Source organism: Azospirillum aestuarii, assembly GCF_016632405.1.
Taxonomy (GTDB): Bacteria; Pseudomonadota; Alphaproteobacteria; order Azospirillales; family Azospirillaceae; genus Azospirillum; species Azospirillum aestuarii.
Map to the genome: position 1 here is coordinate 58,985 of NZ_JAEPIV010000005.1, position 15,289 is coordinate 74,273.

The following is a 15,289-nucleotide window of genomic DNA, read 5'->3' on the forward strand; positions in this document are numbered from 1 at the left end:
TCATGTCCTGTATCACTATATCGGGCGTCGGATTTTCGGGGGTGGGGCGGTGGAACGGAACGAGCAGAGCAGCCAGAGCGCGGCGGACGAGAGCGCGTCCCACCGGCCCGCCGGCATCGGCCTGATGGGGCGGCTGCGGGCCTATTTCCTGGCGGGCGTTCTGGTGACGGCGCCCATCGCGGTCACGGTCTATCTCGGCTGGTGGCTGCTGGCCTTCATCGACGGGCATGTGCGCCCGCTGATCCCCTTGGCCTACAACCCGGAGAACTACCTGCCCTTCTCCATCCCTGGCATCGGGGTGCTGACGCTGATCATCGTGCTGACCCTGATCGGGGCCTTCGCCGCCGGCTATGTCGGGCGGCTGGTGGTGCGCATCGGCGAGGGCGTGGTGGAGCGCATGCCGGTCGTCCGCTCCGTCTATGGGGCGGTGAAGCAGATCGTGGAAACGGTGCTCGCCAAGAAGTCCAAGGCCTTCCGCGAGGTGGTGCTGGTCGAGTTCCCGCGCAACGGCATATGGTCGCTGGGCTTCATCACCGGCGGCGCCCATCCGGAGATCCAAAAGATCTCCGAAGAGGAGATGGTCCACGTCTTCATCCCCTGCGCCCCGCCGACCGCCGGCTATCTGGCGATCCTGCCGCGGCGCGAGGTCACCGTTCTGGACATGACGGTGGAGGATGGGCTGAAGTTGGTGATGTCCGGCGGCATCGTCACTCCGCCCGACCGCAAGCCCCCTCCGCAGCTTCACAAGCTGGATCGGGAGCGCAAAAGCGCTTGACCAGCACCAGCCCCCTCAACCCGCTCAGTAGCTCACACGGATGCCTTCGCGGTATTGCTGGGCGGATTTCGCGTCCTCGAAAGTACCAACTCCGCTCTTCTGCATCGCTTCCCACGCCGCCATGACCTCTTCGCGCAATTGAACCCGCTGGCCCATCACCGGAGCGTCCGTCCTGGCTTGCGTTGCAGGAAGGGAGATCGAGGGAAACAACGAATCGTCCGACGTGAATTCACGGTCCTGCGCAACCGTATGGGTGGATGGCTGCCCCGTCCGCTCGGCAATCAGAGAAGCCGCATCACGCTCTCCGAGGGAGCGAAGGGCCTTGTCGATGGAGGACAGGTCAACCCCAGCGTCCTTCAACTTATAAGCCGCATCGGCTTCCTTGCGGGTGTACGCCATCCGCGAGTCGGCGGGCTGCGTGATGCTGAAGCCCTGGAAGGGATCCAGGTTCATACGCTGGTTACCGGATTGAGCAAGCAACAGCGCCGGGTTGGTGCCCTGCGCTATCAGTGAGGTCGATATCTCCCCATACTGCTCCGACGCTCCCTGACCACGCTGATCCAGCAGGGACAGCTTTCCCATAAGCTCCTCTCGCTTCGCACTGGTCGCGCTGAGAGCTTTTCTGAAATCATCCGACGTGGTGTCGTCGCTGGAGAAAAGCCCCGCATTATCATTGTGAGCCATGCGAAACGTCGCCGAGTACGCCGTGAGACGGGACTCTTTGAGCCGCTGTTTGAGCGCATTATGGACGTCTTCGCCGGTCAGCTTGCCGCTGTCGACCAACGACGACAACTGCGTCCGTGTTTCAGCAGACAGCGCATTGAACGCGGTCAAAGACTCATCGCGCAGAGAAGAGGCCAGAGGGCTCAACGACACACTGTCCGCGATCCCTCCGGTGGTCCCACCGATCGCCCGCCCTGTTCCGCCTCCTGACGCCGACGAAGCGGACGGAGACGGAACGGAAGACGATGTGCGTTGGATTGATCCGCCCAGTTGTGAGGAGACATCGGAAATGCTCATCGCCGGATTCCTCGCCAGTTAGGAAAAGAGGAATTGTGCTAATCATAAACAAAAATGATCATGAAGACACAAATCACACGCAAAACCACATACATATGCGTTAATAAATTCAGGACACATTTCGCCAAACTCAAACATTGATCAACGCCCAGCCGACAGGGCGCTTTGAATTTCTCACGCGACCTGCGTATGAGCAGTGATCAATATTATTAATATTCAATTACTCTCTTCCAAGAATCACTCAGGAGAACAGGCTGTTCCATGACGAGTGCGCGAGAGTGCCCCAGCCGCTGACGAGCGATCCGTTGACTGCGGCTCCCTCAATGGTACCAACACCATCGTTTCCGAGATTCGTCAGCATTCCGCGAATCATGATGCCATTGTCGAAGCTGCCATCGTTAAGCTCGCCGCTCTGGTAAATGTAAAATGTGGATCGATCATCGCCCCAAGTCACCGTGAGCGATGTGGCATTCACCATGTAAAGAAAGTCATAATTATTGAACTCATTCCCTGAGAGATCATCAACGACGGTAATTCCGCCAAGAGAAAAGTCGTGATAGTATAAATCATTACCAGAGCCGCCGTATAGCGTATCGGCATTGCTCAATCCGGACGCTGTTCCTCCGCCGAAGAGCGTATCGTTGCCGTTGTTCCCGTAAACACGATCCCGTCCCCAGCCACCATCAGCGTAATCGTTTCCATCATCGGCGTAGATCCAGTCATCTCCGCCGCCGCCGTAAATTTCGTCGTTTCCTTGAAGGCCAACAATACTATCATCCCCGGCGGTTCCAGGCAGATAATCCGCGCCCGCCGTTCCAATAATCACAGCCATAACGAACTCTTTGTTCAATTTATACTTCCATTGATGAGAAGTCATAATTAGTCGAAAGAAAGGCAAACCTCAATAGAAAAATACAAAAATTCACCAACCATTAGTTATCTAATCATTAGACACCGACACAAATTACTTGAATATTTGCGTATGCATTGCATTTCGTTGAAGGAGTGTAGGCGAGCATTTTTCCTGCCGACTTGGCAGCGGTGATGCACTGAAAAAGAGGCACTCTTTGGGGACCCGGCGACGGGCAGGCTCGCGCGAAAAAGCGCGCGCACTTCAGGCTTGAGAAGCTTGCCGGAGAACAGACTTGAGGCGCCGATCAAGATTTTGATCGGATCGAGCAAAATCAATGGTTTGCGCCCATGAAAACGGGGTCTTGTTCTGCGCTCCTACCCTGACCGCAACGTCTTTGCGGCGGCATCCCGCTCGAACAGGTACAGCAGGGTGCGCAGCGCCTGACCGCGCTCGCCGGCCAAGTCCGGATCGCGGTCCACGATCAGCTTCGCGTCGTCGCGGGCGGCGGCGAGAAGGTCGCCGTGCACCGCCAGATCGGCCATGCGGAATCCCGGCAGGCCCGACTGGCGGGTGCCCAACACCTCCCCCGCGCCGCGCAGCCGCAGATCCTCCTCCGCGATGACGAAGCCGTCCTCGGTGTCGCGCATCGTCTTCAGGCGGGCGCGCGCCGTCTCCGTCAGTTGCGGGTCGAACATCAGCAGGCAGGAGGACGGCTTCTCGCCGCGCCCCACCCGGCCGCGGAGCTGGTGAAGCTGGGCGAGGCCGAAGCGCTCGGCGTGCTCGATCACCATGACGGTGGCCTCGGGCACGTTCACGCCGACCTCGATCACCGTGGTGGCGACCAGCACGTCCAGGTTTCCGGCCTGGAAGGCGGCCATCACCGCGTCCTTGTCCGGCCCGCGCATCTTGCCGTGCACCAGCCCGACCCGGTCGCCGAAGGTGGCGCGCAGGAACGCATGACGCTCCGTCGCGGCGGCGAGGTCGGTTTGTTCCGATTCGTCGACCAGCGGGCAGACCCAGTAGACCCGCGCGCCCTCCTGCACCTTGCGGTGGATGCCGTGCACCACCTCCTCCAGCCGGTCGAGCGCGACGGTCACGGTCTGGATCGGCTTGCGCCCCGCCGGCTTCTCGGTCAGGCGCGACACGTCCATGTCGCCGTAGGCGGTCAGGGTCAGCGTGCGCGGGATCGGCGTCGCCGTCATCACCAGCACGTCCACCGCCCGCCCCTTGGCGGAGAGCTGGAGCCGCTGATGGACGCCGAAGCGGTGCTGCTCGTCGATCACCGCCAGGGCGAGGTCCTTGAAGGCGACATCCTCCTGGAACAGCGCGTGGGTGCCGACCAGCAGCGGCAGCTCGCCCGAGGCCAGACGGTCCAGCACCGCCTGCCGCGCCTTGCCCTTGTCGCGCCCGGTCAGCAAAGCGAGGTCCACGCCAGCCGCCTTGCACAGCGGGGCAAGGCTTTCGGCGTGCTGGCGGGCCAGGATCTCGGTGGGCGCCATCAGGGCGGCCTGATGACCGGCCTCCACCGCGTTCAGCATCGCCATCAACGCGACCACCGTCTTGCCGCTGCCGACGTCGCCCTGGAGCAGGCGCAGCATCCGCCGCTCCGCCGCCATGTCCTCGTAGATTTCCTCCAGCGAGCCGGCCTGGGAGCTGGTCAGCGAGAAGGGCAGCGCCGCGGCCACCTTGGCGCGCAACCGCCCGTCGCCCTGGATGACGCGGCCCGACAGGCGGCGCTGCTGCATACGGACCAGCGTCAGGGCGAGTTGGTTCGACAGCAGCTCGTCATAGGCCAGCCTGCGGCGGATCGGGTTGGTCGGGGCGAGGTCGGCCTCGTCCTCCGGCGTGTGGGCGCGGCGGATCGACTCGTGCCAGGTCGGCCAGCCGTTGCGGGAACGCCACGCGGCGTCCTGCCACTCCGGCAGCTCCGGCACGTCGTTCAGCATGGCGCGCACCGCCTTGCGCAGCGTCTTGGCCGGCAGGCCGGCGGTCATCGGATAGACGGGCTCCACCGCCTCGATCTCGTCCTTCGACTCCACCGGGACCACGGCGTCGGGGTGGGTGATCTGCGGCGTGTCGTGGAACCACTCGACCTTGCCGGACACGACGACCGTCGCGCCGACCGGCATCTGCCGTTCCAGCCAATCGCCCTTCACATGGAAGTAGATCAGCTCCAGCACGCCCGTCTCGTCGGTGCAGCGCACCTTGTAGGGATGGCGGGAATTGTGTGGGGCCGCGTGCGAATCGATGCGCACCGTCAAGGTGGCAATCCGCCCGTTCGGCGCCTCGGCGATCTTCGGGGCATAGCGGCGGTCGATGACGCCGGACGGCAGGTGCCACAGCAGGTCCACGACCTGCGGACCGGCCAGCTTTTCGACGAGCTTGCCCAGCCGGGGACCGAGGCCGGGGAGCGCCGTCACCGGGCGGAACAGAGGGAAGAGAACGACGGGACGCACAGGGATGGGGTCTCGGCAAGGGAAACGGGGACCTATGGCACCCATTCAAGCCCGCCGAGGGGGCTCCGCGTCAAGCGCGGCGGTTTGCCGAGGAGGGCCGGGAGGGGAAAAGAAGACGGCGGTGTGCAAGGGTTTGGGGGGAAGCCTGGGCGGGGGACGCCGATCCAAGGCAAAAACCCGATGCACACCGCCGCAAGAAACGATCCGAGGGTATGCGGGAACATTCCGGATCGTGTGTGGCCGGCGGCGGGAACCGCCGGTGGATGACTCGCCAGTAATCAACGTCGTCAATGACTGCAGTTCTAGCGCGTCCCGCCTGACCCCAGCGTTGCGGGATCATGAAATCGGTTTCATGAAGCGCCTGCTCACCGGGCCGCGGCCAGCAGGGCGTCGATGTCCATATGCTCCTCCAGCCGCGCGGCAATGCGGTCGAGCGCCTGTTCGACCGTCGCGGCGTAGGATTGGCCGGACGCCTCGCCCCCCAGCCCCGTCAGGAAGGCGGCGCGGAAGCCGTCCGCCCCGAACAGGCCATGCAGGTAGCAGCCCATCACCCGCCCGTCGGCGGACACCGCGCCGTCTGTCCGCCCGTTCGCCAGGGTCAGCATCGGGCGGGCGCGGTCCGGCCCCTCCGTGCGGCCCATGTGCATCTCATAGCCGGCGACCACGGCCCCCGTGGTGAAGTCCGTACCGGTTGCCTCCTCCAGCACCTTCGGCCCCTTCAGCACGGTGTCCACGTCCAGCAGGCCCAGCCCCTCGGCCTCGCCCGGCGGTCCCTCGATGCCGTCCGGGTCGGCGATGCGGCGGCCGAGCATCTGGTAGCCGCCGCAGATTCCCAGCACCCGCCCGCCGCGACGGCGATGGGCGGCCAGATCGACGTCCCAGCCCTGGGCGCGCAGCACCGCCAGATCGGCGATGGTCGCCTTGCTGCCCGGCAGGATGACCAGATCGGCGTCGCCCGGCAGGGGCTGGCCGCGCGGCACCATGGACAGGGCCACGTCCGGCTCCTGGGCCAGCGGGTCGAAATCGTCGAAGTTGGCGATGCGCGACAGCATCGGCACGGCGACGCGCAGCCGCCCCCCGGAACGGGTCTTCCAGCTGTCCAGCGCCACCGCGTCCTCCGCCGGCAGCAGGGCGGCGTCGGCCAGCCAGGGCACGACGCCGAAGCTCGGCCAGCCTGTACGCTCCGCGATGACCGACAGGCCGCCGTCGAACAGCCGCACGTCGCCGCGGAACTTGTTGATGAGGAAGCCGGCGACCAGCGCCCGCTCCTCCGGCGGAATCAGGGCGTGGGTGCCGACGAGGCTGGCGATCACCCCGCCGCGATCGATGTCGCCGACCAGCACCACCGGCACGCCCGCCGCGGTGGCGAAGCCCATGTTGGCGATGTCGCCGGCCCTGAGATTGACCTCGGCCGGGCTGCCCGCCCCCTCGACCACCACCACGTCGGCCTCGGCCTTCAGCCGCTCGAAGCTGTCGAGCACGGTGGGGAGAAGCTGCCCCTTGCGCGACTGGTAATCGCCGGCCCGCGCCGTGCCCGCCACCACGCCGCGCACCACCACCTGGGACCCGACGTCCGACTGCGGCTTCAGCAGCACCGGATTCATGTGGACGGACGGCGCCACCCCGCAGGCCCGCGCCTGGAGCGCCTGGGCGCGCCCGATCTCGCCGCCGTCGGCGGTGACCGCGGCGTTGTTGGACATGTTCTGCGGCTTGAAGGGCCGCACGGTCAGGCCGCGGCGGACCAGCGCCCGGCACAGCCCGGCCACCAGCAGCGACTTGCCGACGTCGGACCCGGTGCCCTGGAACATGATCGCGCGCGGCATGATCGCGCGAGTGGGGGCCTTCGCTGCGGCCATGGCTCAGAACTCGATTCCCGGCTGGGCCTTGATGCCCGCCTGGAAGGGGTGCTTGACCAAGGTCATCTCGGTCACGAGGTCGGCGGCCTCGATCAGCTCCGGCTTGGCGGTGCGGCCGGTGACCAGCACATGCAGCCCCTCGCGCCGCCCGGTCAGAACGGGAAGCACCTCCTCCACCGGCAGATAGCCCATGCGCAGCACGATGTTCAGCTCGTCGAGCACGATCAGGCTGTACCGGGGATCGGCCATCAGCTCCTGCGCCTTGGCCCAGGCGGCCTTGGCGGCTGCGATGTCGCGCTCGCGGTCCTGGGTTTCCCAGGTGAAGCCCTCGCCCATCGTGTAAAAATCCACGAGGTCGTCGAAGCGCTCCAGTGCCACCGTCTCGCCGGTGGACCAGGCGCCCTTGACGAACTGCACCACGCCCACGCGCATGCCGTGCCCGGCGGCGCGCAGGATCAGGCCGAAGGCGGCGGTGGACTTGCCCTTGCCGTTTCCGGTGTTGACCATCAGCAGGCCCTTCTCCTGCGTCTTGCTGGCCATCACCCGGTCGTGCAGCGCCTTGCGCCGCTTCATCTTCTCGGCGTGGCGTTCGTTCTGGTCGGCGTCCTCGGTCATGGTGTCTCTCCCTTCAGCAGCAGCGGCAACCCGGCGGCGACGAAGGCCACCCGCTGGGCCACGGCGGCGATGTCCTGGTGCAGCCGCCCCGCATGGTCGCGGAAGCGGCGGGCCAGCGCGTTGTCCGGCACGATGCCCAGCCCCACCTCGTTGGAAACCAGCACCACCCGCCCTTCCACCCCGGCCAAAGCGTCCAGCAGCTCGGCGGCGCGGGCGGGCACGTCGGCATCCGCCATCATCAGGTTGGACAGCCACAGCGTCAGGCAGTCGACCAGCACGTTCGTCCCCGTTCCGGCATGGCGGCGCAGCGCGCCGGGCAGGTCGAGCGGCTCCTCCACCGTCGTCCAGCCGGGGCCGCGGTCCTCCTTGTGGCGGGCGACGCGGTCGGCCATCTCGGCGTCCCAGATCTGGGCGGTGGCGATGTAGACCCACGGGCCGGGCGATGCGGTCACCAGCCCCTCGGCGTAGCGGCTCTTGCCGGAGCGGGCGCCGCCCAGGACCAGGGTGATGTCGGTGCTCATGACGGTCGGGCCACCTAGACGGTTGCGGGATAGGCGACGCTTGGCGGACGGGCGCTTGCGGAACCGGATGGTTAGCGCAGTTGGCGCCCCGGCGCAAACCGCCATGGCGGTTGTCCTCCGCCACCTCCGTCCCGTACCATCCGCCGCCGCCTTCCTTCCCGAACCATCCCGGAGCCGCCGACCGTGACCGACACCAACCGGCCCCGCCCGGCCCTGGCCCGCGCCGCAGCCTTCCTCCGCCGCCTGACCGGAAAACTGTTCCGCCGCGGCGCGCCCATCCCTCCGCCCCCGCCGAAGCCGGTGCCGGTGCCGGTGACGGAGCCGATGGAATCCGGGATCTTCACCGGCGACTCCGGCTCGCTCGCCTACCGCCTGTTCGTGCCCGAGGGCGCCCCGGCGGAACCGCGCCCGCTGCTGGTCATGCTGCACGGCTGCACCCAGTCGCCGGAGGACTTCGCCGTCGGAACCCGCATGAACCGGCTGGCCGGGGAGGCCGGCTGCCTCGTCCTCTATCCGGAGCAGACTCCCGCGGCGAACGACAAGAAGTGCTGGAACTGGTTCAACCCCGACCACCAGCGCCGCGAGCGCGGCGAACCGGCGCTGATCGCCGGAGCCGCCCGGCAGGTCCTGGCGGAGCAAGGGGCCGACCCGCAGCGCGTCTACGTCGCCGGGATTTCGGCGGGCGGGTCCGCCGCAATGGTCCTGGCGACCACCCACCCCGACCTGTTCGCCGCCGTGGGCGTCCATTCCGGCCTGCCCTACGGCTCGGCCAGCGGCGTGCCGTCCGCCCTGCTGGCGATGAAGGCCGGCTCCTCGCCCGGCCAGCGTCCGGCGGCGGGGGCTCCGGTGGTTCCCGCCATCGTCTTCCACGGCGACGCGGACAAGGTCGTGCACCCGCGCAACGGCGACCATGTGATGGCCCAAGCCACCGCCAACGCCGATGGCCTGACCGCAACGACCGAAGACGGCAAAGCCCCCGGCGGACGCGGCTACAGCCGCACCGTCCATCAGGGCCGTGACGGCACAACGTTGTTCGAGCAATGGACCGTCCTCGGCAGCGGCCACGCCTGGTCAGGCGGCAGCCCGGACGGCACCTACACCGACCCCCAGGGGCCGGACGCCGCGCGGGAGATGCTGCGCTTTTTCCTGTCCCACCGGCATCCCGCCCCGGCGGAAAGCGCGTGAGTTTGCGGTTACCACATTTGCACAGCCGAATCCGCGCCGCCCGTGCCATAAACTCCGTCAGCACCCACCAGCCCACCGATCCGGCCATGCGCGTCACCGCACTCCGCCTCGCTGCCTTCGGCGCCCTCGCGCTGTGCCTGTCGGCGTCGCCGACGGTCCAGGCCGCCAACGTCTCCGCCGGGCAGGCGGAGGCGAAGGAGGCCGCCAAGTCGCTGGGCAACTGCACGCCCGGCAAGGTGGAGGTGATGAGCTATGTCACCGGCCGCTCTGGCCAGACGGTGTTCAAGGTGGGCTGCACGGAGGACAAGGACACCTTCGTGCTGGTGCAGTGCCGGTCGCGAATCTGCACGCTGTTGCGCTGATTCACGGCTTGTTAACAGGGTTTGCCTGGAATCCGATTCACACACGGGACGGGGTGCAAGGGGTGATGAGGCTCGCTCAGTCAATCGCGGTTCTGGCGTTGGCGGCCGTTCCGCTGGGCGCCTGCAGCGGGCCGATGATGGTCGCCAGCGTCGGCGCCGATCTCGCCTCCGTCACCAGCACCAAGAAGACGCTCGGCGATCATCTGGTGTCGGCGGCAACCGGGCGCGATTGTTCGTCCGTGTCCTTTTCGGAATCCGGGCACTATTGCCCGGAGAAGGTCTATGTCGACCGCTCCCGCCTCTATTGCTACAAAACTCTGGCCGATGTGGACTGTCACCACATTCCCGACCCGCACCGGAACGGCCACACCGCTTTGGCGAGCCCGCCGCCGGACATCCGCCCGGAACCGCGGCAGCCCGGCTGGATCGAGCGGATGACGGCGACGGAGTAAACCCGGCGCCGTTGCTCAGCGCATCTTCTTCGCCACGAAGGCCTTGGCGAGGGTCATCATCGCTTTTTCATGGGTGACGCCACCCTGCCCGCCCTTGCCGGCGGGAACCACCATGGTGGCGGACTTGACCGGAGCGGGTGAGCCGGCGCGGCCGCGCGTCGGCGCGGCGTCCTCTCCGGGATCGCGGCCGAGGCGGCTCAGCACGTCGGCCAGCGCCTCCTTGCTCAGTGCCGAATCCACGGAACCACGGGACCGGCCCGGCTGCGCGGGCGCCGAACGGCTGGGCGCCGACGGACGGACGCCCCGCTCGATTGCCGCAGCGGCGATCGCCTTCAGGAAGGGCTGCGAGATGCCCAGCAAAAGCTGAGGGTCCTCGGCCGCCCAGGCCATCAGCAGCTTCTGCGCGGTCGCCCGGCTCCCCTTGGCCGCCACCAGCGCGTCGCGCACCTTGCCGTCCACATAGGAATTCGCCATCGCCACACGTCTCCGACCGCCGCAGACCCTCATCCGCGAAACTCTGGGACTCTCCGGCGGCAAGGGTTAACAAAGGGTTGCAGAAGCGGTTGCCCGAACGCGGCGGGGTGCCCCACGGGCTGGGCGGTTGCGCGGCGGGGCGGGAATGGGGGATAGTGGGCCTATGCTGATCGAAACCTACGCTGACCTGATCTGCCCCTGGTGCTACATCGGAAAGCGGCGGCTTGCCCGTGCGCTGGCCGACCGGCCTCGTGTGCAGGTGGAACTGCGCTGGCAGCCCTTCCAGCTCAACCCGGACATGGCGCCGGGCGGGATGGAGCGCAGCGCCTATATGGCGGCCAAGTTCGGCGGCACGGAGCGGGCGCGGCAGATCCATCTGGTGGTCGAGGAAACGGCGGAGCGCGACGGCCTGCCGCTGCGGCTGGACCGCGTCCGGCGCACGCCCAACAGCTTCGACGGACACCGGCTGATCCGCATCGCCGCCCGCCACGGGCTGGGCGACCGGATGGCCGACGCGCTGTTCCATGCCTATTTCGTGGACGGGCTGGACATCGGGGACCGCGACACGCTGGCCGCGACCGCCGCCGGCCTGGGCTTCGATTTCGCGGACATCAAGACCCTGCTGAACGGCGATGCGGAGACGTCGGCGGTCTTCAACGCCGACGCCACGGCGCGCCAACTCGGCCTTCAGGCGGTGCCCTGCTACATCTTCAACCGGCGTTACGCGCTGTCCGGCGCACAGGAGCCCGCCAGCTTCCTCCCGCTTCTCGACCTCGGGGTGGAGGAGCAGGAAGGTGTGACGGCGGCGGCCGATTGATGATCCGCGTGACGCCCCGCATCAGCTTGGACGAGAGCGAGCTTCAGGAGAGCTTCATCCGCGCCTCCGGCCCTGGCGGCCAGCACGTCAACAAGACGGACAGCGCGGTTCAATTGCGCTTCGACGTGGCGGCCTCGCCGAACATCCCCGACGATGTGAAGGCCCGGCTGGTCCGGCTGGCCGGGTCGCGCATGACGGCGGCAGGCGTGCTGATCATCGTCGGCGACACCTACCGCAGTCAACTGCGCAACCGCGAGGATGTGCGGGAGCGGTTGATCGACCTGATCCGCGACGCGACGGTGGTGCCCAAGAGCCGCCGTCCGACCAAGCCGACCCTTGGCTCCAAGAAACGCCGCCTGGAGGCCAAGGGTCAGAGGTCCGACATCAAGCGTTTGCGCTCCGGCAAGCCGGAGGACTGACGCCGCTTACTGCGTCGTCTTCTGCCGATTCAGGGAGATCATGTTCCCGCCATACTGGAACTCCGGCAGGTTGGCGAACTGATCCTTGGTCAGCTGGGTCGCCACGATGGCGTCCTGCTGCTGGTTGTAGCGGACGTTGTCGATGTCCAGCGCCACGTTGCGGCCGCCGATGCCCATGATGCCGCCGGTGGAGACCACCAGCTGGCTCGGACGGTTGCTGCTGTTGAACAGTACGTCCTCGACCTGCCCCACCTTTTGTCCGTCATAGGCGACGACGGACTTGCCCAGCATGGCCTGCGGCTCGATCCGCGAGGCGGTCTGGAGCGACTGCTCGGACATCGGACGGGACGCCTGCTCGCTTCCCCCACCGAACCAGCTCGACGTCTCGGCGCAGCCCGCCAGGGCCAGAAGCGCGAACGCCGACAGGACCGGAACAGCAACCTTACGCATAGCCCCCTCCTTCAGACGAGATAACCACGCGGGTTTAAACAGGCCGTGGACCGCAATCGTCACGGTGCCTTGCGGAGATTGCGCCCGATGGCGCCGGAACGCGCCGCGTCCGGCAGCGTTCTGCACTCTCTCAACTCTCCCCCGAGGCTCCGCCGATCATGGCCGAAGACACCGCCCGCCGGTTGCAGGCCCGTCCCATCCCGGTGCCGAAGGCCGCCCCGCCCGCCTCCACCCAGACGACGCTGCTGGTCATCGCGCTGGTGGTGGCCACCCTCTATCTGGGAAGCGGCATCCTGGTCCCCATCGCGCTGGCGGTGCTGCTGACCTTCGTCCTGGCGCCCATCGTCAGCCGGCTGGAGCGGCTGCGGCTGGGCCGGGTGCCGTCGGTTCTGGCTGTTGTGGTGCTGGTCTTCGCGGGCATCGCCGCCTTCGGCACGGTGGTCGGCGGGCAGATCGCCGATCTGGCCGACAACCTGCCCAGCTATCAGCGAAATCTGCACGCCAAGATGGATTCGCTGCGCTCCAGCGCCGCGTCGGCGGGCAGTGGCGGGGTGGTCCAGCAGGCGACCGAAGCATTCCGCGATCTGAAGCAGGGATTGGAGCAGGTGACCGGGGAGACCCCGCCCGCCGCCACGTCTCCGGCCAACGCCCTGCCCGCCCCCGGCGCCGCGCGGGAACCGGTGCCCGTGCGGATCGAGCAGAACGGGGCCGACGCACTGACCATCATCAGCGATGTGCTGGGGCCGGCCATGGCGCCGGTCGCCACGGCGGGCATGGTGCTGGTCTTCACCATCTTCATGCTGCTGCAACGCGAGGATCTGCGGGACCGGTTGATCCGGCTGGCCGGGTCCGGCGACCTCAGCCGCACGACGGAGGCGATGAACGACGCCGGCGAGCGGGTCAGCCGCTATCTGCTGATGCAGTGCGTGGTCAACGTCACCTACGGCCTGCCCATCGGGATCGGTCTGTGGCTGCTCGGCGTGCCCAACCCGCTGCTGTGGGGCCTGCTGGCGACGGTCCTGCGCTTCATCCCCTTCCTGGGACCGGCGATCGCCGCCACCTTCCCGATCCTGCTGTCCTTCGCGGTCGATGCGGGGTGGACCTTGCCGCTGCTCTGCATCGCTTTGTTCGTGGCGGTGGAGCTGTTCTCGAACAACGTGGTGGAGCCCTGGCTCTACGGCTCCGCCACCGGGCTGTCGTCGCTGGCGATCATCGTCGCGGCGGTGTTCTGGACCACCCTGTGGGGGCCGGTCGGCCTGCTGCTGGCGACTCCGCTGACCGTCTGCCTGGTGGTGCTGGGGCGGCACGTGCCGCAATTGCATTTCCTGGAGGTGATGCTGGGCGACCGCCCGGTGCTGCCCGACGAGGCCAAGCTGTACCAGCGCCTGCTCGCCCGCGATCCCATCGAGGCCATGGAGATCGCCGAGGAGCGGATGAACAAGGGCGGCCTGACGGAGACCGGGCACGGCCTGCTGCTGCCCACCCTGTCGCTGGCCGAGCAGGACCGGCAGCGCAACCGCCTGACCCCGGAGGGGCGGCAGGCCGTGGCCGAGGGCATGACGGCCCTGGTCGACGAGTTGGCCGAAACCATGCCGCCCGCCGCGGCGGAAGCGCCGCTGATCCTGTGCATCGGCGCCCGCAACGACCTGGACGAGGCCGCGGCGGGGCTGCTCGCCCACACGCTGCGCCCGCGGGGTCTGCGCGCGGACGTGATCGCCTGCGAAACGGTGTCGGTCCGCGCCATCGGCGCCCTCGCCCCGACCGGCGTGTCGGCGGTGGCCTTGTCCTACTTGGACCCGTCCGCCCTGTCCCACGCCCGGCGGCTGGTGCGCCGCATGCGCCTGCATTTCGGCCCGAACGTGCCGATCCTTCTGTGCCTGTGGAGCGCACACCCGGAAGCCGAAGCGCCCGAGCACGCCACCTCCCAGACAGCCGCCGACCGGGTCGCGACCAGCCTGACCAGCGCCCTTATGCACCTGGAGGAGTTGGGCGTGGTTGCCGCCGCCCCGGAAAACAGCAAGCCGGAGGACAGCAAGCCGGAGGCCACCGAAGCGGAGAAAGCCCGGCCGGAATAAGGTCAGGAGGGCGCGACGACGGTGCAGACCCGCTTCAGCGCGTCGGCGGCGCGCTCCACGTCCTCGTCCCGCACCAGAATGTAATCGGTGTCGTAGGTGGACATGGCGAAGATCGGCACCCGCGCCTGGGCCAGCGGCACCGCGATGCGCGCCAGCACCCCGAACAGCGAGAAATCCAGCGGCCCCGCCACCTTGAAGGCGCGCCAGCCGCGCTCCGCCGTCACGCCGTCCGGCACGCGGGACTCGCGGCAGAGGATGGACAGTTCTTCGCCCGTGCGGGTGGCGCTGACCAGCGGGTCGGTCCAGTCGAGCCAGCCGGGCATCCCGTCCCCCGGCGCCAGCCGCGCCACCGCCAGCCGGTCGGGCAGGACCGACAGGGTCAGCGGCTTGGTCTCCGGCAGCAGGGCGGCGTCCAGCGTGGCGCGGTCCACCTCGAACGGTTTCAGGATACGCTTGGCCCGCGCGGCCAGCGACGGGATGCGCGAGCGCATGGCCCGGCCCAGCATGTCCGCCGCGACCGGGCGAAGCTCCAGATCGTCCGCCGCCAGATCGACCATGGCCTGAAGCGCGGCGCTCTGCACAATCCGGCTGGCCCGGTTCTCGAACCAGCCCTCCAGAAGCGCCACGGCGCGCCCGCGCTGCTCCTCCGTCAGGGTCAGGCGTGGCAGAACGGCCGCCAGATGCCAGCGCACCTCCGCCTGTTCGATGGCCGCGGCTTCGGTCAGCAGCCGTTCCGCGAAGGCGTCCAGCGGACGCGCGTCGCCGCGCGATACCCGCTCCAGGGCATCGGCGGCGCGCATCCGCACCCCGGCGTCGCCGTCGAACAGGCAGGCAACCAGCTCCGGCAGGCGGGCGGGATCGGCGGCCACCGCCTCCGCCACCGTCGGAATGTCGCCGAATGCGCGACGGTCGCCGCCGAGCGCCAGGGCCTTCGCCAGCCCCCCATCCTTTTTCATCGC

Annotated in this window: 16 protein-coding genes; 7 read left to right on the forward strand and 9 right to left on the reverse strand. The window is 67.8% G+C overall.

The features are described from left to right. Positions 1-49 precede the first annotated feature (49 nt). Positions 50-775 carry a DUF502 domain-containing protein gene (locus tag JJL56_RS12705; protein ID WP_200485313.1) on the forward strand — a complete coding sequence of 242 codons (726 nt, stop codon included), beginning with the start codon at positions 50-52 and terminating at the stop codon, positions 773-775. A 24-nt stretch (positions 776-799) separates the two neighbouring features. Here the strand turns inward: JJL56_RS12705 and JJL56_RS12710 are convergent, their stop codons facing one another. The 6 genes from JJL56_RS12710 to cobU form a co-directional block, all read right to left on the reverse strand. Beyond that, positions 800-1,795: a hypothetical protein gene (locus JJL56_RS12710; RefSeq protein WP_200485314.1), complete on the reverse strand. Its 996-nt coding sequence runs from the start codon at positions 1,793-1,795 to the stop codon at positions 800-802. A 241-nt stretch (positions 1,796-2,036) separates the two neighbouring features. Beyond that, complete coding sequence (locus tag JJL56_RS12715; protein ID WP_200485315.1) at positions 2,037-2,645, reverse strand: calcium-binding protein; 609 nt, start codon at positions 2,643-2,645, stop codon at positions 2,037-2,039. Between the two features lie 377 nt (positions 2,646-3,022). Continuing rightward, complete coding sequence (gene recG / locus JJL56_RS12720) at positions 3,023-5,104, reverse strand: ATP-dependent DNA helicase RecG (protein WP_200485316.1); 2,082 nt, start codon at positions 5,102-5,104, stop codon at positions 3,023-3,025. A gap of 365 nt (positions 5,105-5,469) precedes the next feature. After that, entirely contained in the window at positions 5,470-6,960 is a 1,491-nt protein-coding gene (locus JJL56_RS12725) for a cobyric acid synthase (RefSeq protein WP_425599130.1), read from the reverse strand. 3 nt (positions 6,961-6,963) lie between these two features. Next, positions 6,964-7,575: a cob(I)yrinic acid a,c-diamide adenosyltransferase gene (cobO, locus tag JJL56_RS12730; protein ID WP_145625971.1), complete on the reverse strand. Its 612-nt coding sequence runs from the start codon at positions 7,573-7,575 to the stop codon at positions 6,964-6,966. Continuing rightward, positions 7,572-8,096, reverse strand: a complete 525-nt coding sequence (cobU, locus tag JJL56_RS12735) for a bifunctional adenosylcobinamide kinase/adenosylcobinamide-phosphate guanylyltransferase (RefSeq protein ID WP_200485317.1) — start codon at positions 8,094-8,096, stop codon at positions 7,572-7,574. Before cobU ends, cobO begins: the two co-directional genes overlap by 4 nt. Positions 8,097-8,279: 183 nt before the next feature. Here cobU and JJL56_RS12740 point away from each other — a divergent pair, with 183 nt between their 5' ends. The 3 genes from JJL56_RS12740 (at position 8,280) to JJL56_RS12750 (ending at position 10,095) form a co-directional block, all read left to right on the forward strand. Further along, the gene (locus JJL56_RS12740; RefSeq protein ID WP_200485318.1) at positions 8,280-9,281 is read left to right on the forward strand and encodes an extracellular catalytic domain type 1 short-chain-length polyhydroxyalkanoate depolymerase; all 1,002 of its coding nucleotides are present in this window, start codon (positions 8,280-8,282) and stop codon (positions 9,279-9,281) included. A gap of 17 nt (positions 9,282-9,298) precedes the next feature. Continuing rightward, complete coding sequence (locus JJL56_RS12745; RefSeq protein ID WP_247891060.1) at positions 9,299-9,643, forward strand: hypothetical protein; 345 nt, start codon at positions 9,299-9,301, stop codon at positions 9,641-9,643. 65 nt (positions 9,644-9,708) lie between these two features. Next, a complete protein-coding gene (locus JJL56_RS12750; RefSeq protein ID WP_145625975.1) occupies positions 9,709-10,095 on the forward strand; it encodes a hypothetical protein in 387 nt (128 codons plus the stop codon). A gap of 15 nt (positions 10,096-10,110) precedes the next feature. Here the strand turns inward: JJL56_RS12750 and JJL56_RS12755 are convergent, their stop codons facing one another. Beyond that, positions 10,111-10,569 carry a hypothetical protein gene (locus tag JJL56_RS12755; protein WP_145625976.1) on the reverse strand — a complete coding sequence of 153 codons (459 nt, stop codon included), beginning with the start codon at positions 10,567-10,569 and terminating at the stop codon, positions 10,111-10,113. Between the two features lie 163 nt (positions 10,570-10,732). On the opposite strand from JJL56_RS12755, the gene JJL56_RS12760 reads away from it, so the two are divergent. Beyond that, complete coding sequence (locus JJL56_RS12760; protein ID WP_145625977.1) at positions 10,733-11,386, forward strand: DsbA family oxidoreductase; 654 nt, start codon at positions 10,733-10,735, stop codon at positions 11,384-11,386. Beyond that, positions 11,386-11,805 carry an alternative ribosome rescue aminoacyl-tRNA hydrolase ArfB gene (gene arfB, locus JJL56_RS12765; protein ID WP_014240675.1) on the forward strand — a complete coding sequence of 140 codons (420 nt, stop codon included), beginning with the start codon at positions 11,386-11,388 and terminating at the stop codon, positions 11,803-11,805. The genes JJL56_RS12760 and arfB overlap by 1 nt, the downstream gene beginning before the upstream one ends. 6 nt (positions 11,806-11,811) lie before the next feature. On the opposite strand, the gene JJL56_RS12770 is transcribed toward arfB, so the two are convergent. Further along, the gene (locus JJL56_RS12770; RefSeq protein WP_145625978.1) at positions 11,812-12,255 is read right to left on the reverse strand and encodes a PRC-barrel domain-containing protein; all 444 of its coding nucleotides are present in this window, start codon (positions 12,253-12,255) and stop codon (positions 11,812-11,814) included. A gap of 158 nt (positions 12,256-12,413) precedes the next feature. Between JJL56_RS12770 and JJL56_RS12775 the strand changes: the two genes are divergently transcribed. Next, entirely contained in the window at positions 12,414-14,330 is a 1,917-nt protein-coding gene (locus JJL56_RS12775; RefSeq protein WP_200485319.1) for an AI-2E family transporter, read from the forward strand. Positions 14,331-14,332: 2 nt separating this feature from the next. On the opposite strand, the gene JJL56_RS12780 is transcribed toward JJL56_RS12775, so the two are convergent. Next, positions 14,333-15,286, reverse strand: a complete 954-nt coding sequence (locus JJL56_RS12780; RefSeq protein ID WP_200485320.1) for an ACT domain-containing protein — start codon at positions 15,284-15,286, stop codon at positions 14,333-14,335. Positions 15,287-15,289 lie beyond the last annotated feature (3 nt).